This is a genomic window from Streptomyces arenae (assembly GCF_022343545.1).
GTDB classification, from domain to species: domain Bacteria; phylum Actinomycetota; class Actinomycetes; order Streptomycetales; family Streptomycetaceae; genus Streptomyces; species Streptomyces humi.
Genome location: NZ_JAKQYH010000097.1, coordinates 218,934 through 238,258, shown reverse-complemented (window position 1 = coordinate 238,258; position 19,325 = coordinate 218,934). Strand labels below are relative to the sequence as shown.

The following is a 19,325-nucleotide window of genomic DNA, read 5'->3' as shown; positions in this document are numbered from 1 at the left end:
CCCGGCTCCCGTCACCGGATGGTGAGGGTGATCGTCGACCCCTTCGGCGCCTGTTCCCCGGCGTCCACCGACTGCTTCTTCACGGTGTCGCCGAACAGCCCGAGCAGCCCGCGGTCCTCCTTGACCTCGAAGCCGGACTGCGCGAGCAGCTTCTCCGCGTCCTCGACGGTGGCTCCGACCACGTCGGGCACCTCGACCATCTCCGGGCCCTTGGACAGCGTCAGCGTCACCGTGTCGCCCTCCGCGAGCTGGGCGTCGCCCGCGGGGCTCTGCTTGGCCACCTGCCCCTGGTCGTACTCGGAGTTGACCTCGGTCGCGGAGACCGTGACCTTCAGCCCGGCCTCCTGGAGCTCCTGGCGGGCCTCGTCCAGGTCGTCGCCGGTGACGTCCGGGACGTCGACCGGGGAGCCCTTGCTGACGACGAGCGCGATCGCCGTCCCGGCGTGCCGCTTGCTCCCGGCGCCGGGATCCGTGCTGATCACCGACCCCTTGGGCACGTCGTCGCTGAACTCCCGCGTCACCATGCCCGCGGCCAGCCCGTCGGCCCTCAGCAGCGCTCTGGCCCCGGCCAGTGTCCGTCCCTGCACGTCCGGCACGTTCACCGTCTCGGGGCCGTCGGAGATCGTGAGCGTCACCGAGTCGTTGCTGCGGATCCGCTTGCCGGCCGCCGGGTCGGTGCTGATCACCGTGCCCCGCTTCACCGTGTCGCTGTAGGCGTGCTCGACCGCCTTGACGTCGAGCCCGGCGTCCCTCAGCCGTGCGGTGGCCTGGGCCTCGGTCTTCGACAGCAGCGGGGGGACCTTGGTGAACTGCCCGGAGTTGATGTACCAGACGCCGGCGCCGACACCGAGGACGAGCAGTACGGCGACGATCAGCGCGATCGGTCCGCGCCGTGAGCGACGGCCCCCGCGCCGCCGCTCCGGCACCGGCTCCGCCTCGAACCGGCTGGTCCGCAGCACGCCGCCGTCGTCCTCGTTGACCGGCAGCGGGCGGGGCACGTCCAGCGACCGGGGTATGACACTGGTCCGGTCGTCGGCGATGTCGTGGCCGTCCGCCAGCGCCTGCGGCGGTACGGCGTCCAGCTGCGCGTCGGTGAGCGCGGCCCGGGTCCGGCGCGCCAGGGCGAACATCGCGACCGCGTCCTGCGGCCGGACCCCGGGGTCGCGGGCGGTCCCGAGGGCGGTCAGCTCGTCCAGCGCGGGGGCGAGACCCGGCACGGCGGCGGACGGGCGCGGCACGTCCTCGTGGAGGTGCTTGTAGAGGACCACCGCGGGGGAGTCCCCGTCGTGCGGCTTCTCCCCGGTGAGCATCTCGTAGAGCACCACACCGCACGCGTACACGTCGACGCGCGGATCGGCGGACCCGTTCTCGACCTGCTCGGGCGCGAGGTAGGCCACGGTCCCGAGCACGGCCCCCGTGGTGCTGGTGACCGAGCCCACGGAGCGCACGAGTCCGAAGTCGGCGACCTTGACCCGGCCGTCGTCCCCTATCAGCACGTTCTCGGGCTTCATGTCCCGGTGCACGAATCCGGCGCGGTGCGCGGCGCCCAGCGCGGCCAGCACCGGCTCCAGGATGTCCAGCGCGGCCCGCGGCTGGAGCGCGCCGCGCTCGCGCAGCACGTCCCGCAGGGTGCAGCCGGCGATGTACTCCATGGCGAGGTACACGTACGTGCCGTCGGTGCCCTGGTCGAAGACCTGCACCACGTTCGGGTGGGCCAGCCGGGCGACCGACTTGGCCTCGCGGATGAACCGCTCGACGAACGAGCCGTCGGCGGCGAGGCCCGGGTGCATCACTTTCAGCGCGAGCACGCGGTCCAGCCGGACGTCCAGGGCCCGGTAGACCGTGGCCATGCCGCCGACGGCGATCCGCGCGTCGACGCGGTACCGGCCGTCGAGCACCTGCCCGACAAGAGGGTCCTGAAGGGTCGTATCCACCCGGCGAGTGTACGAGCCCGCACCGTGGGCCCCACTGCTGAGACCGCTTTCGCCCATGGACTGCAGCGGAGCTGTGACGGTCGTCACGCTCGCCGAACAAAACAGTAGCCATGTACATAGTAGCCATGTACTGTATTTGCTGTGAGTACAGCAGCGGAGAACGCGACGGCCGGATTCCTCGTCTGGCGCCTGTCGATGAAGTGGCGGGTGGCCGTCGACCGGGCGGTCGCACCGCTGGGCCTGACCCATGCCCAGTACGCGCTGGTCGCGTCGCTGTACGGCATGGCACGCAGCGGTGAGCGGCCCAGTCAGCGCGGCCTCGCCGACCACACCGGGCTCGAACCGCTGTACGTCTCGAAACTCGCCCGCGCCCTGGAGGCCGCCGGACTCGTCGCCCGCACCCGCGATCCCGGCGACCCACGGGCCATGCGGCTGACGCTCACCGAGCAGGGCCGCGAGGTCACCGGGCGGGCCATCACGGTCGTCCAAGGCCTCCTGAACCAGCTGCTGGAGCCGCTCGGGGGACAGCACTCCGACCGCGCACACCAGTTCACCCACGACCTCGTCGCCCTGCTCGACGCACCTCTTGATCCGCACGCCGAGAACGAGAAGGAGCAGTCATGACCACCACCACCGCACCTGCCCTGAACGCCCGTGTCATCGCGTTGGCGCACCACGCCCCGCGGGCCCTCCTGGAGGGCGTGCTGAGCCGCTACGGCATCACGTTCCACCAGAGCGTCACGCTCCGGGCCGCCGTGGTCGCCGGTGCCTCCGTCGACCGTGACGAGCTCGTCGCCGAGGTCACCGGCGCGCTGAAGACCGACGCGTCGGTCGTGCACGGCGTGATCGAGGAGCTGACGGCCGCGGAGCTGCTGGAGGCGCACGAGTCCCGGCTCCACGTCACGGCCACCGGCCGGGACCTGTACGAGCGCACCTCCACCGAGAGCGCCGGGATCGCCGCCCGCCTGTACGCCGGCATCCCGACGGAGGACCTGGCGACGGCCGGCCGAGTCCTGACCCTGATCACAACCCGCGCGAACGAGGAACTGTCCAGGCCCTGACCCGACTCCGCCGACGACACCGAACACCACACACGAAGCCCGCGCCCCACTTCCCTGAAGCCGCCAACGGCACAAAGGCCCCCACACGCGAAGGCCGCTCCCCGCGCCCCACTTCCCTGAAGCCGCCGACGGCACAGAGGCCCCCCAAACGAAGGCCGCTCCCTCGCTTGCCTGAAGCCGCCAACGGCACAAAGGCCCCCACACGCGAAGGCCGCTCCCCGCGCCCCACTTCCCTGAAGCCGCCGACGGCACAAAGGCCCCCCACAAGTGAAGGCCGCTCCCTCGCTTGCCTGGAGCCGCCGACGGCACAAAGGCCCCCCATGCGGAGGCCGCTCCCCGCGCCCGCCGACGGCGCGCCGCCCGCCACCCCCGAAGGCCGCCCGCCCCCCACCCCGCTCCCTGACCACCCCGCTCCCTGCTCGCCCACTCCCTGAAGCCGCCGACGGCGCTTCGCCCCCGCGGGAGAGCTCTGCTTTTTCAGCACACGGTTTCGGGTGGTGCGCGGGTGGGAGAACACGGCCGGCGGTCAGAACGCGGGGCGCTCCGGGTCGAGGGCGGCCAGGCCCTCCGCCGGAGACGACGCCTCCGCGAAGTGGCGCCGCGGGATCCGCCCCGCCAGCCGGGCCAGCCGCCCCGCCTCCACCCCCGCCCGCATGGCCAGCGCCATCCGCGCGGGATCCTGCGCCCGCGTCACCGCCGACGCCAGCATCACCCCCGCACACCCCAGCTCCATCGCCAGCGCCACGTCCGACGCCGTACCGGCCCCCGCGTCCAGGATCACCGGCACCCGCGCGTGCTCGACGATCAGCTGGAAGTTGTGCGGGTTGCGGATCCCGAGCCCCGACCCGATCGGCGACCCGAGAGGCATCACCGCCGCACAGCCGACGTCCTCCAGCTTCCGCGCCAGCACCGGATCGTCGTTCGTGTACGGCAGCACCGTGAACCCGTCGTCCACCAGCGTCTCCGCCGCGTCAAGGAGCTCGACCGGGTCCGGCAGCAGCGTCCGTTCGTCGGCGATGACCTCCAGCTTCACCAGCGAGGTCCCCAGCGCCTCCCGCGCCAGCCGGGCCGTCAGCACCGCCTCGCCCGCGGTGAAACACCCGGCCGTGTTGGGCAGCACCCGGATCCCGAGCCGTTCGAGGACCGACAGCACGGAGCCCCGTACCCCCGGATCCACCCGCCGCATCGCCACCGTGGTCAGCTCGGTGCCGGACGCGACCAGCGCCCGCTCCAGCACCTCCAGGCTGGGCGCGCCCCCGGTACCCATGATCAACCGCGAGGAGTAGGTCGTGTCCCCGAGGACGAAGGGATCGTCGGCCACGGCGCTCAGCCTCCCTGCACGGCGGTCAGGACTTCCACCCGGTCGCCCTCGGCGAGACCCGTCACCGGCCACTGCGTGCGCGGTACGACGGTCTCGTTGACGGCCGCGGCCACCCCGGAGGGCGCCGCCGTGAGGGACTTCACGAGGGTGTCGAGAGCGGTGCCCGGGGCGATCTCCCGGCGCTCCCCGTTGACGGAGATGTTCATGCGGTCTGCTCCATGAGTACGTCGAGAACGGAGCCGAATCGCCTCGGCGTGAACGGACGGGCTTCCTCCGGCACCTCACCGCCGGCCAGCAGCTCCGCCATCACGTCCCCCGTGACCGGCGTGAGCAGCACCCCGTTGCGGTAGTGCCCGGTGGCCAGCAGCAGCCCGTCCAGACGGGTCGGCCCGAGCAGCGGCGCGTTGTCGGGGGAACCGGGACGCAGCCCGGCCCGGGTCTCCGTCAGCGGCAGCTCGGTGATGCCGGGGACCAGCTCGTGGGCGTCCCGCAGCAGCTCGTAGACACCGCCCGCCGTGACGGTGGTGTCCCAGCCCAGTTCCTCGCTGGTCGCGCCGACCACCAGTTCGCCGTTCTCCCTGGGCACCAGGTAGACGCTGCCACCGCGCACCACGGCCCGCACCGTCCGGCTGAGGAACGGCGCGTACCGCGGGGGCACGGTCAGCCGCAGCACCTGGCCCTTCACCGGCCGCACCGGCGGCAGCACGTCGTCGGGGACGCCCGCCAGCCGCCCGCTCAGGCTGCCGGCCGCGAGCACCACCTGCCCGGCGCCCAGTCGCTCGCCCGCGCGCGTGACGGCACCGGCGGCCCGCTCCCGTACCACCGTCAGCCGCTCGGCCCAGTCGCGGTGGAAGACCACCCCGGCCCGTTCGCACGCGGTGACCAGCGCGGCCGCCAGCCGGCGCGGGTCGATCTGGTGGTCGCCGTCCACCCGCAGCCCGCCGCGCACCCCGGGCGCCAGCATCGGCTCCAGGCGCCGGCACTCCCGCCCGGACAGCCACTCGGACTCCAGCCCCGACTCCCGTTGCAGGGTGTGCAGCTCCCGCAGATGGGCGCGGTCGTCGGCGTCCAGGGCGACCGCGAGCGTGCCGCAGCGCCGGTAACCGAGATCCTGGCCGGTGAGCTCGGTCAGCTCGGCGGCGAAGCCCGGATAGCGGCGGGCGGAGGCCAGGTTGAGCCCCAGCAGGGTCTGCTCGCCGTAGTGCAGTTCGGTGACCGCGGCCAGCATACCGGCCGCGACCTGCGCGGCCCCGCCGCCCGGCGCGGGATCGGCCACGACGGTCGCGAGCCCGCGCTGCGCCGCCCGCCAGGCCGTGACCAGGCCGATGATCCCGCCCCCGATGACGAGGACGTCGGACGTGTGTGAGGACATGGGCGTCCAGCCCCTCCCTTCGCCGGCATGACCCGGATCAGGTTCGTACGGTCGGAGGCCGCCAGCCTCCCTCTCAGCCCGGTGCGTCCGGACTCCCGCGTGTGCTTGTACGCCACCCTAGCCCGCACCGCTCCGCCCCGGTAGGACGGCCTCGGCGGACGCTGTGGAACAGGTCACCCGGCAGGCCCCCTGACTGACTCCGTGTCAGTTGTCTATCGTTCTTGTCCATGGTGATCAGGTGAGCGGGCAGACACAGTCGCGGGGCACGTCACAGGCGCGACGCGTGGTCGTCGTCGGCGCGGGCATGGCCGGGGTGCAGACCGCCGTCGCCCTGCGCGAGCGCGGGTACACCGGTACCGTCACGCTGATCGGCGCCGAGCCGCACCAGCCGTACGACCGGCCGCCGCTCTCCAAGGCCGTTCTGCTCGGCAAGGCGGAGGGCTCCGCCTTCGAGGTCGACTTCGACGCCCTCGGCATCGAGCTGGCGCTCGGCCGCGACGCGCTCGGCGTGCGCACCGCCGACCACGAGCTGGACACCGAGGCCGGACCGGTGCCGTACGACGTGCTGGTGCTCGCCACCGGCGCCGAACCGGTCCGGCTGCCCGGCACCGAGGGCGTGCCCGGCGTCCATCTGCTGCGCACCCTCGACGACGCCGAGCGGCTGCGGCCGGTGCTCGCCCGGCAGCACGACATCGTGGTGGTCGGCGCCGGCTGGATCGGCGCCGAGTTCGCCACCGCGGCCCGCGAGGCCGGCTGCGCGGTCACCGTCGTCGAGGCCGCCGACCGGCCGCTCGCGGGCGCGCTGCCGGCCGAGGTCGCCGCGCCGATGACCACCTGGTACGCCGACAGCGGCACCGAACTGCGCACCCGCGCGCGCGTGGCACGCGTCGAACCCGGCGCGGTGATCCTCGACGACGGCTCCCGGATCGCCGCGGGCGCCGTGGTGGTCGGCATCGGCGCCCGCCCCGCCACCGGCTGGCTGACCGGCTCCGGCATCGAACTGGGCGCGCAGGGCGACGTGCTCGCCGACGACCACCTGCGCAGCAGCGCACCGGACGTCTACGCGGTCGGCGACTGCGCCTCCTTCCCGTCCGGGCGCTACGGCGCCCGCCTGCTGGTCCACCACTGGGACAACGCCCTCCAGGGCCCGCGCACGGTGGCCGCGAACATCCTCGGTGAGTCCGACGCGGTCTACGACCCGGTGCCGTACTTCTGGTCCGAGCAGTTCGGCCGCTTCGTCCAGTACGCGGGCCACCACGCCGGGGCCGACCGCATGATCTGGCGCGGCGACCCGTCGACCCCCGCCTGGAGCGTCTGCTGGCTCCACGAGGACCGCCTGGTCGCCCTCCTGGCGGTAGGCCGCCCACGTGACCTGGCCCAGGGCCGCCGCCTGATCGAGGCAGGCGCGCGGATGGACGCCGATGCCCTGTCCGACCCGGGGAATCCGCTCAAGAACGCCACGACTGTCTGAAAGCGCCCTGCGGGAAACGCGCCCCGAAGGGGCGCGGGGAACTGCGCGACAAGCCCCGGCGTCGCCGCACCCGACGGACCACCGATCGCACCCGACCCACCGAAACGCCTACCCTTGACCCCGTGACCGAGATTGACGCAAACATCGATGCTCTCGTCCCCGCCTGGCTCACCCTCCCCGACATCGCGGAAATGATGGACGTCGAGGTGACCCGCGTGCGGCAGCTGGTCAAGGAGGGCCAGCTCATCGCCGTCCGCCGCGGTGAGAACAGGGCGCTGCACGTCCCCGCCGCCTTCATCGACGGGGACAAGGTCGTCAAGGGCCTGGCCGGCACCCTGACGCTGCTCCGGGACGACGGCTTCACCGACGAGGAGATGCTGGAGTGGCTCTTCACTCCTGACGAGACCCTGCCCGGCACCCCCGCGCAGGCGCTCAGCGAGAATCGCGGCACGGAGGTGAAGCGCCGCGCCCAGGCGCTCGCCGTCTGAGCCGACCGGCACCGACACCACGGGGGACCCACCGATGACCGACACCGCCCGCGCCCAGCTGGCCGACGCCCGTCTCTACCTGTGCACGGACGCCCGCCGGGAGCAGGGCGACCTCGCCGAGTTCCTGGACGCGGTCCTGGCGGGCGGTGTCGACATCGTGCAGCTGCGCGACAAGGGCATGGAGGCCGCCGAGGAGCTGGCGCACCTCGCCGTGTTCGCCGACGCCTGCGCCCGGCACGGCAAGCTGCTCGCGGTCAACGACCGTGCCGACGTGGCCCACGCCGCCGGCGCCGACGTGCTCCACCTGGGCCAGGGCGACCTGCCGGTTCCGGCGGCCCGCGCGATCCTCGGCCCCGACGTCCTCGTGGGCCGCTCCACGCACGCCGAGGCGGAGGCCGCCGCGGCCGCCGTCCAGGACGGCGTGGACTACTTCTGCACCGGTCCCTGCTGGCCCACCCCCACCAAGCCCGGCCGCCACGCCCCCGGGCTCGACCTGGTGCGTCACACCGCGGCCCTGGGCACCGACCGCCCGTGGTTCGCCATCGGCGGCATCGACCTCGGCAACCTCGACCAGGTGCTGGCGGCGGGCGCCCGGCGCGTGGTGGTCGTCCGCGCGCTCACCGCGGCCGACGACCCCGGCGCGGCCGCGGCCGAGTTCGCGAAGCGGCTGCGGTCCGCGTGACGCTCCGTGCGCCCCGGCTGTCCGGAAACATGTCCAGTATCCGGACGCGAGGTCGGCAATTCGGGCAAATATCCCGAGTGTGGTTGGGTGTCCGTCCGCCCCTGACTAACCTGCGGGTATGGCCCTAGGAACCGCGTCAACCAGGACTGATCGCGCACGCACCGTGCGCGACATGCTCGCGAGCGGCAAGACCACGTACTCCTTCGAGTTCTCGGCGCCGAAGACCCCCAAGGGCGAGCGGAACCTGTGGAGCGCGCTCCGGCGGGTCGAGGCGGTGGCGCCCGACTTCGTCTCCGTGACCTACGGCGCCGGCGGTTCCACCCGCGCGGGCACGGTCAAGGAGACCCAGCAGATCGTCGCCGACACCACGCTCACGCCGGTCGCCCACCTGACCGCGGTCGACCACTCGCTCGCCGAACTGCGCAACATCATCGGCCAGTACGCGGACGCCGGGATCCGGAACATGCTCGCGGTGCGCGGCGACCCGCCCGGCGATCCGATGGGCGAGTGGGTGGCGCACCCGCAGGGGCTGACCTACGCGGCCGAACTCGTCCGGCTCATCAAGGAGTCCGGGGACTTCTGCGTGGGCGTCGCCGCGTTCCCCGAGATGCACCCGCGGTCCGCCGACTGGGAGACCGACGTCCGGCACTTCGTCGACAAGTGCCGCGCGGGCGCCGACTACGCCATCACGCAGATGTTCTTCCAGCCCGAGTCCTACCTTCGCCTTCGCGACCGGGTCGGCGCGGCCGGCTGCGAGACCCCCGTGATTCCGGAAATCCTGCCCGTCACCAGTGTGAAGATGCTGGAACGGCTGCCCAAACTCAGCAATGCGGTCTTCCCGGACGTCCTGAAAGAGCGGATCCTCACAGCGAAAGACGATCCGACGGCGGTACGCTCCATCGGTATCGAGTACGCCACGGAGTTCTGCGCCCGGCTGCTGGCCGAGGGAGTGCCCGGACTGCACTTCATCACGCTGAACAACTCCACGGCGACGCTGGAGATCTACGAGAACCTGGGCCTGCACCAACCCACGCGGGCCTAGACCGGCCGCACCGGAGTAGGACACACTGCGTAGCGGTCACTGGAGGAGGGGCGTACATGGGCTGGACGGTCCTCTACGTAGCGTTCGGCGTCGTGGCACTGTGGCTGCTCGGCGAGGTGCTGCTGCAGTACAAGGCGCGGCTGCGCTGGCGGCTGCTGGCCTTCGTCGGCTTCCTCGGGGTCGTCTTCGGTGTGCTGATCCCGTCCGTGATCGTCATCGGTGTGGGCGCGATCGCCTTCGCGGTAGGCCAGACGTACGTCACGCTGTCGTTCCGCCGTGGCTTCGAGGCGGGCTGGGCGGTCAAGCGCCCCGACGCGGACAGTGACGGCGGCGGCCTGCTCAGGCGCCGCCGCGGCGAGCCGGACGAGGACCCGGGCCTGGAGGCCACCGACCCGGACGCGGCCGACGCCGCCTACGCCGGCCAGCAGGCCGGCTACGCCACCGGCAGCACCCCCGCCTACCGCGCCGACGACGACTACGACCGCGACGACGTCTTCACCCCCGGCCCCCGCTCCGGCGAGCCGGCCGCCGAGGCCGGCACGGTCTACGAGCCGCAGCCGATGCCCGAGGACACCGGCTCCTACGGCGTCTACCGCGACTCCGGCCAGGCCGCGGCCGGCGACCAGCAGGCCGCCTACGCGACCGCGGGCCAGGACCAGGCGTACGCCGCCCAGGGCACCGACCAGAACTACGCCTACGACTACTCCGGCTACGGCCAGCAGCAGTACGGCTACGACGCGAACGGCCAGCAGCAGTACGCCAACTACTCCGACCCGTACATCGGCAACCAGACCTACGGCGGGGCCGGATACGACACGTCGTACGGCACCCAGCAGTACGACCAGCAGGGCTACGCCCAGGGCCAGTACGGCACCGGCGGCTACGGCGAGACCCCGGCGGGCGGTGTCTGGGTGCCGCAGCAGCGCGCCGACGAGACCTACGGCGGGGAACTCCCGCAGGAGCAGCAGTACCCCTACCAGGGCGACGGCCAGGCACAGCAGGGCCAGGGCCAGGCTCACCAGGGCAACGGGTACGACGAGCAGTACCGTTTCTGAGGAGCACGGCTCGCACTCGTGAGCCGCGGAACTCCGGCCGCTCACTGTGAGCCGCGGAACCCGGGCCGCTCACTGTGAGCCGCGGAACCCGGGCCACTCACTGTGAGCCGCGGAACCCGGGCCACTCACTGTGAGCCGCGGAACCCGGGCCACTCACTGTGAGCCGCGGAACCCGGGCCACTCACTGTGAGCCGCGGAACTCCGGCCCCTCCACGATCAGCCCGGCCACCAGCGCGCCCGACATGCCCGCGTGCGGCAGCCCGCCGCCCGGATGCGCCCAGTCGCCCACCCGGTACAGGCCCGGCAGCCGGGTGGTGTTGGCCGGGTGCAGGAAGCGGCCGTGGCCGGCCGCGAGGGCGGGCGCGGAGACCTCTCCGGCCCCGGACCCGGCCGCGGCGGCACCCGTGACCTGCCCTGGTGCCAGGGTCTCCTGCCACAGCAGCCGCTCCCGCAGCCCCGGCACGGCGGCCTCGCCGGCTTCCAGGAGGAAGTCCGTGTAGGCCCGGACCGTGTCCGACCGCTCCCAGCCGGCCTCGCTCGACACCACCGCCGACAGCACCACGGACTCGTGGCCGCCGTCCGGCCGGAGCGCCGGGTCGTCGGGGCGCAGCACGGTCACGGTGGGGCGCACCGGCCGGTCACCGCCGGGCGCGACCAGCAGGTCCAGTTCGGTCTGGTCGTCGGGCGCGTGCACGACCGTGCGATGCGCGGCACCCGCCTCGCGCGCGCCGCGGAGCGCGAGCAGCACCGTGCAGCGGCTCGGACGGAGCGCCCCGGTGCCGGCCCTCACATCGCCGTCGGCGTCGAGGCGGCACCCCGTCGGCCGGACGAGGGCGTCGAGCCGTACCGGGTCCACCCCGGCCACCACGTGGTCCGCGTCGACCACGGTGCCGTCGGCCAGTTCCAGCCCCACCGCGTGGCCGTCCTTCGCCCGCACCGCGGTGACCTCGGCGCCGAAGACGAACTCGACCCGTCGCCGTTGGCACCGCTCGTACACCGCGCGCGCCAACTCCCTTATGCCACCGCGCACATACCAGACCCCGAAGGCGTGCTCCAGGTAGGGCAGCACGGCGGCGCTCGCCGGCGCGGTCCGGGGGTCGAGGCCGTGCGCGAGGGCGTGGCTGTTCAGCAGGGCCGCCAGCCGTTCGTCGCGCAGCTCCCAGGCGCCGATCTCGGCGAGCGTGGCCGCCCGCCGGGTGCGCAGCAGCTTCTTGTGCGGGACCGACGGGTACGGCTCACGCTCCGCCAGCACCTGCCAGTTCGGCCACAGCGGCTCCTCCAGGAGCGGGCGCCGGGTGCGGTCCCAGGCCTCCCGGGCGCGCACCAGGAAGTCCCCCCAGCGCTGCCCGGCGCCGGAGCCCAGGGCCGCGTCCAGGGCGGTGACGACGCCCGCGCGGGACGCGTTCGGGAGCGACACCTCGGTGCCGTCCGCGAAGACGTGCCGGGCCGACGGGTCGACCTGGACCAGTTCGACGCAGTCCTCCAGCGGTTCCCGGCCGGTCTTGACGAACAGGTCGCGGTACACGGCGGGCAGCGGCAGCAGCCCCGGGCCGGTGTCGAAGGCGAACCCGTCGCGCTCGAAGCGGCGCACCGCACCGCCGTACGTCTCCGTACGCTCGTACACCGTCACCCGGTGGCCCGCGACGGCCAGCCGGGCGGCCGCCGCCATGGCGCCCATCCCGGCGCCGATCACCGCAATCCGTCCCATGCCCGCGACCTTATCGACCGCCACTGACAGTCCGGTCCGGCGGGCCGTCAGCCGGGTGGCCGCTCCACCTGCGCCGCGAGCCGCCGCTCCTCCCGGCGCTGGGCCCGGCGGCGCCAGAACCGCCGGATCCGGGAGATCAGGAACACCAGCACGATCAGACCCGTGGCGAGCAGCACCGCCGCGATGATCGCCGCCGCCAGCGGATGGAACATCGCGAACGTCACGATCCCGGCGACCCCGAGGTCCTCGGCGAGGCTCAGCACGATGTTGCTGAAGGGCTCCGGGGAGGTGTTGACCGCCATCCGGGTCCCGGTCTTGACGGTGTGGCTGGCCAGTGCCGTCGAACCGCCGACCAGTCCGGCCACCACGTCGTTGAGCGAGCCGCTCTGCCCGGCGAGCAGCGCCCCGACCCAGGCGCCCGCCACCGGCCGGACCACCGTGTGCACGGAGTCCCACACCGAGTCGACGTACGGGATCTTGTCCGCGACCGCCTCGCACAGGAAGAGCACGCCCGCGACGATCAGCACCTCGGGCCGCTGGAGCGTCTCGGGGACGTCGTCGCTCAGGCCCGTCGCGCCGAACAGACCGAGCAGCAGCACCACCGCGTACGCGTTGATTCCGCTGGCCCAGCCGCTGGTGAAGACCAAGGGGAGTACCGACACGGACGCGATCGTAGCCAGTCGGCGGCCGCGCGTCCTGGGTCCGGGTGCGCAGACCTGAGTACAGGTACCCAGACGGTGAGTTGAGTACCCGCGCGGATGGGCCCCGGCCTGCGCGGACGGGAGAGTTGAGGCACGGAAGAGGGCGCGAGGTGCGGTACCGCCGACACGGGGCGGCGGAACGGCGCCGGCGCCCTTGACCGCTCCTTCCGCCGATGTCGGTCGGCGGAAGCGAGACACGGGGGAGAGGGGACCCGGGGGAACTCCGGTAAACCGGGGGAACGGGGAAGTACGGGGGTGCAGGGAAGGCGCCGGTCCGACGGTGGCCCGCGGGGGACGCGGCCACCGGCGGACCGGCGCCTTCGCACGTCCGGCCCCCGGTTCAGGCCTTCCCGCTCACCCGTCCCTGGAGCAGCCGGGAGAGCGCCGCGTGGACGTCGTCCAGGGAGCGTTCCGGCTGGAAGGACTTCCAGTCCAGGGCCGCCACCAGCACCATCCCGACCAGCGCGGCCGCCGTCAGCTGGACGTCGATCTCGTCGCTGAACTCGCCGTTCTCCACGCCCTCGCGCAGCACGCCCTCGACGACCGCGACGGCCTGCTGCCTGACCACCATGAGCGTCGACTGCCAGGCCCGGTTGGTGCGCCACAGCTCGGCCACGTAGAGCTGGGTGAAGGCCGGGTAGCGGTCGATGAAGACGAGACCCGCGCGGACCATCGCGTCCAGGGCGTCGACCCGGCCGCCGCCCTCCCGCGCGGTCCGCTCGGCGGCCTCCCGCAGCGAGGCGGTGAGAAGGCCGACGCCGTGCCGCAGCAGCTCCTCGAAGAGAACCGACTTGCTCGCGAAGTTGTAGTAGACCGTGCCCTTCGCGACGCCGGCCCGCTCGGCGATCTCGTCCACCGTGGTGGCGGAGAAGCCCTGCTCGGCGATGAGTGTGACGGCGGCCTCGTAGAGCTTCTGCCGGGTGGCCTCACGGCGTGTGCCGCCGCCCGTGGTGCTGCTGCTTTCCATGGTTCTGATTCTCACAGGAACGCCGGCCCCGGCGGGTACGGAGGAGGAGGTCAGGGGAGAGGGGGTCAGGGAGGAGGAGGTCATCGAGGCCTCACAGACTCAGTTCGGGATGCAGCCGGTCCAGCGTCCACACCTGCCGGCGCCGGGCCGACAGCGCGGTGAGTGCCAGCGCGCCGGCCGTGAACGCCACCAGGACGGCGCAGGCCTGCCAGACCGGTCCGAGGCCGCCGCCCGTGATCAGCCTGCGCAGCGCCGCTACGACGTAGCTCATCGGCAGGAACGGGTGGACGGCGTTGAAGAAGCGGGGGCTGGTCTGGACGGGATACGTGCCGCCCGCCGACGTCAGCTGGACCATCAGCAGGGCGAGGACCAGGATCCGCCCGGCCGCCCCGAAGCGGGCGTTGAGCCACTGCACGATCGCCCCGAAGCAGGCCGCGACGAGGAACAGGAACCCGACCGTGCCGGCCGCGCGCACCATCTGCAGCCCGATCGCCCAGTGCAGAACGGCCATCAGGGCGGCCGTCTGCAGCACCCCGACCGCGACCACCGGCAGCCAGCCCGCCAGCGCGATCCGCCAGGCCGCCGAACCGGCCGCCAGGGCACGCCGGTTGAGCGGTGGGATCAGCATGTAGGCGACCATCGCCCCGACCCACAGGGACAGCGGGATGAAGTAGGGGGCGAACCCGGTCCCGTAGTTGGGCGCCTTGTGCAGGTCGTGGGAGGCGAGCTGGACCGGGTCGGCCATGACCCCGGTGTGCCGGTCGCGGTCCTTCTTGTCGTAGTCGGGTATCTTGCCCGCGCCGTCGTGCAGTCCGCCGGCGAGCTTTCCGGAGCCGTCGATCAGCTTGTACATGCCTCCGTCGAGGTCGTAGGCGCCGGTCTTGAGCTTTCCGACGCCCGAGTCGAGGTCGGAGGCGCCGGTGGCGGCCGTGCCGAGACCGGTGTGCAGCTTCGCGGTGCCCGCGGCGACCCGGGCGGCGCCGTCGTTCAGCTTGTCGATCTTCTGGACGGCGTCGGCGACGTCCTCGGAGAGGTGCGGGGCGCGGTCGGCGAGGGCCCGGGCCTGCGTCTGGAGCGTGCCGAGGTTCTCGTCGAGCGTCTTCAGGTCGCCGTTCTGGTCGGCGATCAGGGTGTTCAGGTCGTCGGCGACGGCCGCCACGTCGTCGGCCGCGTCCCTGGCCTTCTTCAGGTCGGGGCAGACCGGGTCCGTCAGCAGCTGTCCCGAGCAGCGGGCCCGGTAGACCTCGTCCAGGGTGCCGGCGGCCGCGTGCGCCGTCTTCACCGCCGCCGGGGCCGTCTTCACCAGGACGCCCAGGTTGTCCCGGACGGTCCCTGCCGAGTCGGCGACCAGCCGGGCGGTGTCGCCGATGGTCTTCTCGTTCTTCGCCAGGTACGGGCCGACCTTGCCGTAGACACCGTCGACCTTGTCGGCGAGTTCCTGGGTGCCGTCCGCGACCTGCCGGGAACCGGTCTCCAGGGTCCCGGCGCCCGTGTTCAGCTTCTTGATGCCCTTGGCGAGCTTCCCGCTGCCGGTCTTGGCGTCCGCCAGGCCGTCCGCGAGGTCCTTCGAGCCCTTCTCGGCCTTCCCGATGCCCCCGGTGAGGGTGTCGGCGCCCTCGGCGGCCTTCACGGTCTGCCCGTGGATGTCGGAGAACGAGATGAAGATCCGGTCCAGGAACGACCGGGACGCCTTGGTGGACGCGGCCGAACGCACCTCGTTGAAGACCGTGCGGGAGATCTGACCGACGATGTAGTTGTTCGCGTCGTTCGTACGCACCCGGAGCGCGCCGGTCTCCGGATCGGCGCCCGCGCTGGAGGCGACGCGCGCGCTGAGGTCGGCGGGCATGGTCAGCGACAGGTAGTAGGTGCCGTCCTCGACACCCCGGCGGGCCTCGGCGTCGCTCACCTCGTGCCAGTCGAAGGTGTCGCTGTCCCGCAGCCCGGCCACGATGTCGGCGCCGGCGCTGACCTTCTGGCCGTTCGCCGACGCCCCCTTGTCGTCGTTGACGAGCGCGACCGGGATGCGGTCCAGGCGCCCGTACGGATCCCAGAACGACCACAGGTACAGCGCCCCGTACAGCAGCGGCAGCACCAGCAGGGCCACCAGGGCCGCGCGCGGCAGCCTCCCTCGTCCGAAGCGCCTGAGCTCAAGCGCGGCCAGTCGCGGCGAGCGCATCGCCGTCCCCCTTCCGGTCGGCGGCTTCCGTGCCCTCCGCGGCCTCGGTCGCCTGCGTGGCTTCCGTTGTTTCCGCGGCCGCCTCCGTGGTCTGTGGGCCGGTGGTGCGTACGACGACGGCCCCCGCCATCGCCTCCGCGCACACCGCGAGCACCGTGGTGCCGGCCGCGGCGATGGACGTCAACAGCGTCCGCACCTCGGCTTGTTCGGGCCCCGACAGCTTCAGGTCCACGTCGTCCACGGCGAGCAGCCGGGGCTTCGCGATCAGTGCCAGCGCCACGGACAGCCGCAGCGCCTCGATCCGCTCCAGATCCCGTACGGCGGTCCGGGCGCCCTTGGGCAGCGACTCCAGGTCGAGCCCGGCGGCCGTCAGCGCGTCGTCGACGCGCTGACGTGCCCGCGCGCCCCGTTCCGCGCGCGGCCGCAGCAGATCGCGCAGGGAGTCACCGAACCGGCTCTGCAGCAGGGCCCGTTCGCGCAGGTGCTCGCCGACGGTCAGGGCGGGTTCGAGGTCGGTCACCCCGGCGACGTTGGCCACCGCGCCGATCCGGCGCACGGCCGCCGACTGCTTGGGCAACCGGGCCTCACCGACGGTCGCGGTGCCCTCGGTGGCCTTCATCCGGCCGGTGAGCGTCAGCAGCAGACAGGTGCGGCCCGAGCCGGACGGCCCCTCCACCGCGATCAGCGCCCCGGGCCCGGCGTCCAGGGCGACGCCCCGGAACACCCACCCCCGCGGGCCCTTCAGCCCGAGGCCCTGGGCTGTGACAGAAACCCCGTCCACGGGGTACCCCCTCTTCGTCCGCATCGGCCGCGTTTTTGAACTGACTGGTCAGTGCAAAAACTAGCCCGAACTTGCGATCGAAGCAAAAGCGCAGGTCAGAACGGATTGTCAGTGGCATACCTCACGATGGGCACATACGGCACGCACCCCGTGTGCGGAGCCGTCACCCAGACGACAGGAGGTTCGTCATGGCCAACCCGTCAGCCGCCGCCCGTCGGCGCCGCGCCACCGGCCCTGCCCCCTCACTGACCGGCCCGGCGAGCGACGTGCACCCCGTGCTCCGCCGGGCCACGGCCCCGCCCGCCGCCCTCGACCTGCTCGCCCAGGCTCGCGCGGCCCTCGACGAGGCCGAACTCCTCGACACCCCCAACGAGCGCTACGCGACGGCCCATCTGGCCGCCCTGCGCACCGCGGCCGCCGTGCTCGCCGCCCGCGCCCAGCCCGAGACCTCGCCCCGCCGCCGGGCGCGCATCCGCAGCGCCTGGGAGGTGCTGCCCGAGGTCGCGCCCGAGCTCACCGAGTGGAGTGCCCTGTTCGCCTCCGGCGCCGGCCGCCGCGCCCGCGCCGAAGCCGGCATCCAGGGCGCGGCCGGCCGCCGGGACGCCGACGACCTGATACGGGACGTCGCGATGTTCGTCCGCATCGTCGAGCGGATGCTGGTCCTCCAGCCCGTGCTGCCCCAGCCGCGCCGGCAGGAGGACGAGCGACCGGACGGCGGCACGGAACGGCCGCGCAGGCAGGGAGAAGCGGCAAGGCCGGGAGGAGTGGGAAGGCAGGGAGGACCTGGCAGGCCGGGAGGCGTGGGTAGGCCGGGAGGGCCTGGAGGGCCGGGAAGGGAGCTGCCCGACGCGGGATGACCAGGCGAGGCGGCGGAGGCAATAGGGTGGAGAACGCCTGAAGCCTTCCTTCCGCCCGCGCCCGGGCCGGGAAGGCACCGAGTTCGCGCCGCCGGGCAGCAGGCGGTGCCGCGCCGAGGAGTCAACTGCCGTGCCGGACCCCACACGACCCCGCGCTTCTCTCCGTACCGCCGTGGTCTGGGAGGTCCTCCAGGAGGCCCTCGACCGCCGGGTCAAGGCCACCGGCCGGGAGTCCCTGGACGTACTCGACACCGGCGGCGGCAGCGGCAACTTCGCCGTCCCCCTCGCCCGCCTCGGTCACCGCGTCACCGTCGTGGACCCCAGCCCCAACGCGCTGTTCGCGCTGGAGCGCCGCGTCGCCGAGGCCGGCGTCACCGACCGGGTCACGGGCGTCCAGGGCGACGTCCTCGGCCTGTTCGAGGTGGTCGAGCGCGGCAGTCACGACGTGGTGCTCTGCCACGGCGTCCTGGAGTACGTGGACGACCCTGCCGAGGGCGTGCGCAACACGGTGGCCGCGCTGCGCTCCGAGGGCGTCCTCAGCCTGCTCGCCGCCGGGCTCGGCGGGGCCGTGGTCGCCCGCGCCCTCGCCGGCCACTTCACGGAGGCCAAGCAGGCCCTCGACGACCCCGACGGCCGCTGGGGCGGCGGCGACCCGATGCCCCGCCGGTTCACCGCCGAGCAGCTCACCGGCCTGGTCGAGGGCGCGGGCCTGGCCGTCGCCGCCGTGCACGGTGTGCGGGTCTTCGCCGACCTGGTCCCCGGCGTCCTGGTGGACACCGAGCCCGGCGCCCTCGACGCGCTGCTCACGCTGGAGGCCGCCGCCGCCGAGCTGCCCGCCTTCCATGCCCTCGCCACCCAGCTCCACGTGCTCGGCGAGACGCCGGGTGCCGCCGGTGTCTGAGAGACTCCTGAGACGACCCCGCTGATCAGGGGCTCGGCAGCGGATGGAGTACGCCACAGGCCCCCCGATCGAGCGGTTTGCGCCGTATGATCGAGGGAGACCGCCCGGCATGACGGGTCGGCCGCCGGGGAATGGAAGCCTCAGCGAGCCGGGACCGCCATGGCGGGTTCCGGTTGGCCAATTGGCCTAGAGGGGCGGGTTTCACGGGGGCGATTCCCTGCCTATCCTGAAGGGACCCCCCGGGTCGCCCCGGCGACTGCACGATGAGGAGGACGCCGTGCCGCTCTCGGAGCACGAGCAGCGAATGCTTGAGCAGATGGAGCGAGCGCTGTACGCCGAAGACCCCAAGTTCGCGACAGCGCTTGAGGGAAGCGGCCTGCGGACGTACACCCGGCGACGGGTCTACCAGGCGGTGGCCGGCTTCCTCGTCGGTATCGCGCTCCTTATCGCCGGAATGGTCGTCCAGCAGATCTGGGTCAGCGTGGTGGGCTTCCTCGTCATGCTGGGCTGTGCGGTCCTCGCCGTCACCGGCTGGCGCAACGCCCCCAAGCCCGGCGAGCAGCCCGCGGGAGGCCCGCAGGCGCGCCGTCAGGGGCGGCCGAAGCGCTCCATGATGGACCGCATCGAAGAGCGCTGGCAGCGGCGCCGCGACGAACAGGGCCAGTGACGGCTTCGCCGGGAGGCCGGACAGAGCGTGACTGAGGGGTGACCGCCATCGGGCGGTCACCCCTCAGTCGTTGGCGGGCGGCAGCAGACAGGGCTTCGCTGCGCTGCGGGTCGTGAGCCGCTGCCGGTCGGTGGGGGCTGG

19 protein-coding genes and 1 riboswitch are annotated in these 19,325 nt (G+C 73.1%); of the genes, 10 read left to right on the top strand and 9 right to left on the bottom strand.

The window, feature by feature from the left end; all coding sequences use genetic code 11:
- Nucleotides 1-11 precede the first annotated feature (11 nt).
- Complete coding sequence (pknB, locus tag MB828_RS46385) at nucleotides 12-1,934, bottom strand: Stk1 family PASTA domain-containing Ser/Thr kinase (RefSeq protein WP_301653401.1); 1,923 nt, start codon at nucleotides 1,932-1,934, stop codon at nucleotides 12-14.
- A gap of 141 nt (nucleotides 1,935-2,075) precedes the next feature.
- On the opposite strand from pknB, the gene MB828_RS46380 reads away from it, so the two are divergent.
- Together MB828_RS46380 and MB828_RS46375 are read left to right on the top strand one after the other, a co-directional pair.
- The gene (locus tag MB828_RS46380; protein WP_301653400.1) at nucleotides 2,076-2,558 is read left to right on the top strand and encodes a MarR family winged helix-turn-helix transcriptional regulator; all 483 of its coding nucleotides are present in this window, start codon (nucleotides 2,076-2,078) and stop codon (nucleotides 2,556-2,558) included.
- A complete protein-coding gene (locus tag MB828_RS46375) occupies nucleotides 2,555-2,995 on the top strand; it encodes a MarR family transcriptional regulator (protein ID WP_301653399.1) in 441 nt (146 codons plus the stop codon). Before MB828_RS46380 ends, MB828_RS46375 begins: the two co-directional genes overlap by 4 nt.
- 526 nt (nucleotides 2,996-3,521) lie before the next feature.
- Here the strand turns inward: MB828_RS46375 and MB828_RS46370 are convergent.
- The 3 genes from MB828_RS46370 to thiO all read right to left on the bottom strand — a co-directional run bounded on the left by MB828_RS46370 (nucleotide 3,522) and on the right by thiO (nucleotide 5,688).
- Nucleotides 3,522-4,316: a thiazole synthase gene (locus MB828_RS46370; RefSeq protein WP_133028244.1), complete on the bottom strand. Its 795-nt coding sequence runs from the start codon at nucleotides 4,314-4,316 to the stop codon at nucleotides 3,522-3,524.
- A gap of 5 nt (nucleotides 4,317-4,321) precedes the next feature.
- On the bottom strand, nucleotides 4,322-4,522 hold the full coding sequence (gene thiS, locus MB828_RS46365; protein WP_046734211.1) for a sulfur carrier protein ThiS: 201 nt from the start codon (nucleotides 4,520-4,522) through the stop codon (nucleotides 4,322-4,324).
- On the bottom strand, nucleotides 4,519-5,688 hold the full coding sequence (thiO, locus tag MB828_RS46360; protein ID WP_301653398.1) for a glycine oxidase ThiO: 1,170 nt from the start codon (nucleotides 5,686-5,688) through the stop codon (nucleotides 4,519-4,521). Before thiO ends, thiS begins: the two co-directional genes overlap by 4 nt.
- Nucleotides 5,686-5,797, bottom strand: a riboswitch (TPP riboswitch). It overlaps the preceding gene by 3 nt.
- 129 nt (nucleotides 5,798-5,926) lie before the next feature.
- Here thiO and MB828_RS46355 point away from each other — a divergent pair.
- From MB828_RS46355 to MB828_RS46335, 5 genes are all read left to right on the top strand, one after another.
- The gene (locus MB828_RS46355) at nucleotides 5,927-7,159 is read left to right on the top strand and encodes an NAD(P)/FAD-dependent oxidoreductase (RefSeq protein ID WP_301653397.1); all 1,233 of its coding nucleotides are present in this window, start codon (nucleotides 5,927-5,929) and stop codon (nucleotides 7,157-7,159) included.
- A gap of 122 nt (nucleotides 7,160-7,281) precedes the next feature.
- The gene (locus MB828_RS46350; protein WP_133028246.1) at nucleotides 7,282-7,647 is read left to right on the top strand and encodes an Rv2175c family DNA-binding protein; all 366 of its coding nucleotides are present in this window, start codon (nucleotides 7,282-7,284) and stop codon (nucleotides 7,645-7,647) included.
- A gap of 34 nt (nucleotides 7,648-7,681) precedes the next feature.
- Nucleotides 7,682-8,329 carry a thiamine phosphate synthase gene (gene thiE / locus MB828_RS46345; protein WP_301653396.1) on the top strand — a complete coding sequence of 216 codons (648 nt, stop codon included), beginning with the start codon at nucleotides 7,682-7,684 and terminating at the stop codon, nucleotides 8,327-8,329.
- Nucleotides 8,330-8,447: 118 nt separating this feature from the next.
- Nucleotides 8,448-9,371 (top strand): methylenetetrahydrofolate reductase [NAD(P)H], encoded by a 924-nt coding sequence (gene metF, locus MB828_RS46340; RefSeq protein WP_301653395.1) that lies wholly within the window; start codon nucleotides 8,448-8,450, stop codon nucleotides 9,369-9,371.
- 56 nt (nucleotides 9,372-9,427) lie between these two features.
- Nucleotides 9,428-10,426 carry a hypothetical protein gene (locus tag MB828_RS46335; RefSeq protein ID WP_301653394.1) on the top strand — a complete coding sequence of 333 codons (999 nt, stop codon included), beginning with the start codon at nucleotides 9,428-9,430 and terminating at the stop codon, nucleotides 10,424-10,426.
- A 181-nt stretch (nucleotides 10,427-10,607) separates the two neighbouring features.
- Here MB828_RS46335 and MB828_RS46330 read toward each other — a convergent pair whose 3' ends face one another.
- The 5 genes from MB828_RS46330 to MB828_RS46310 form a co-directional block, all read right to left on the bottom strand.
- Nucleotides 10,608-12,134, bottom strand: a complete 1,527-nt coding sequence (locus tag MB828_RS46330) for a phytoene desaturase family protein (RefSeq protein ID WP_301653393.1) — start codon at nucleotides 12,132-12,134, stop codon at nucleotides 10,608-10,610.
- A 47-nt stretch (nucleotides 12,135-12,181) separates the two neighbouring features.
- Nucleotides 12,182-12,796, bottom strand: coding sequence for a DUF4126 domain-containing protein (locus MB828_RS46325; protein WP_301653392.1), 615 nt, complete (start codon nucleotides 12,794-12,796; stop codon nucleotides 12,182-12,184).
- Between the two features lie 379 nt (nucleotides 12,797-13,175).
- The gene (locus MB828_RS46320; protein WP_133028251.1) at nucleotides 13,176-13,802 is read right to left on the bottom strand and encodes a TetR/AcrR family transcriptional regulator; all 627 of its coding nucleotides are present in this window, start codon (nucleotides 13,800-13,802) and stop codon (nucleotides 13,176-13,178) included.
- 91 nt (nucleotides 13,803-13,893) lie between these two features.
- Complete coding sequence (locus MB828_RS46315) at nucleotides 13,894-15,978, bottom strand: YhgE/Pip domain-containing protein (RefSeq protein WP_301653391.1); 2,085 nt, start codon at nucleotides 15,976-15,978, stop codon at nucleotides 13,894-13,896.
- Nucleotides 15,950-16,759 (bottom strand): ATP-binding cassette domain-containing protein, encoded by an 810-nt coding sequence (locus tag MB828_RS46310; RefSeq protein ID WP_430381527.1) that lies wholly within the window; start codon nucleotides 16,757-16,759, stop codon nucleotides 15,950-15,952. The genes MB828_RS46315 and MB828_RS46310 overlap by 29 nt, the downstream gene beginning before the upstream one ends.
- Before the next feature lie 188 nt (nucleotides 16,760-16,947).
- Between MB828_RS46310 and MB828_RS46305 the strand changes: the two genes are divergently transcribed.
- From MB828_RS46305 to MB828_RS46295, 3 genes are all read left to right on the top strand, one after another.
- Nucleotides 16,948-17,616 carry an SAV_6107 family HEPN domain-containing protein gene (locus MB828_RS46305; protein WP_301653389.1) on the top strand — a complete coding sequence of 223 codons (669 nt, stop codon included), beginning with the start codon at nucleotides 16,948-16,950 and terminating at the stop codon, nucleotides 17,614-17,616.
- A gap of 130 nt (nucleotides 17,617-17,746) precedes the next feature.
- Complete coding sequence (locus MB828_RS46300; RefSeq protein WP_133028255.1) at nucleotides 17,747-18,517, top strand: methyltransferase; 771 nt, start codon at nucleotides 17,747-17,749, stop codon at nucleotides 18,515-18,517.
- Between the two features lie 277 nt (nucleotides 18,518-18,794).
- Nucleotides 18,795-19,184 carry a DUF3040 domain-containing protein gene (locus MB828_RS46295; RefSeq protein WP_046734225.1) on the top strand — a complete coding sequence of 130 codons (390 nt, stop codon included), beginning with the start codon at nucleotides 18,795-18,797 and terminating at the stop codon, nucleotides 19,182-19,184.
- Nucleotides 19,185-19,325 lie beyond the last annotated feature (141 nt).

Bases quoted from the DNA above. Each gene is read 5' to 3' on its own strand.
- MB828_RS46335 (WP_301653394.1), top strand. From the start codon at position 9,428: ATGGGCTGGACGGTCCTCTACGTAGCGTTCGGCGTCGTGGCACTGTGG.
- metF (WP_301653395.1), top strand. From the start codon at position 8,448: ATGGCCCTAGGAACCGCGTCAACCAGGACTGATCGCGCACGCACCGTG.
- MB828_RS46305 (WP_301653389.1), top strand. From the start codon at position 16,948: ATGGCCAACCCGTCAGCCGCCGCCCGTCGGCGCCGCGCCACCGGCCCT.
- thiS (WP_046734211.1), bottom strand. From the start codon at position 4,522: ATGAACATCTCCGTCAACGGGGAGCGCCGGGAGATCGCCCCGGGCACC.
- MB828_RS46315 (WP_301653391.1), bottom strand. From the start codon at position 15,978: ATGCGCTCGCCGCGACTGGCCGCGCTTGAGCTCAGGCGCTTCGGACGA.
- thiE (WP_301653396.1), top strand. From the start codon at position 7,682: ATGACCGACACCGCCCGCGCCCAGCTGGCCGACGCCCGTCTCTACCTG.
- MB828_RS46330 (WP_301653393.1), bottom strand. From the start codon at position 12,134: ATGGGACGGATTGCGGTGATCGGCGCCGGGATGGGCGCCATGGCGGCG.
- MB828_RS46320 (WP_133028251.1), bottom strand. From the start codon at position 13,802: ATGGAAAGCAGCAGCACCACGGGCGGCGGCACACGCCGTGAGGCCACC.
- thiO (WP_301653398.1), bottom strand. From the start codon at position 5,688: ATGTCCTCACACACGTCCGACGTCCTCGTCATCGGGGGCGGGATCATC.
- MB828_RS46375 (WP_301653399.1), top strand. From the start codon at position 2,555: ATGACCACCACCACCGCACCTGCCCTGAACGCCCGTGTCATCGCGTTG.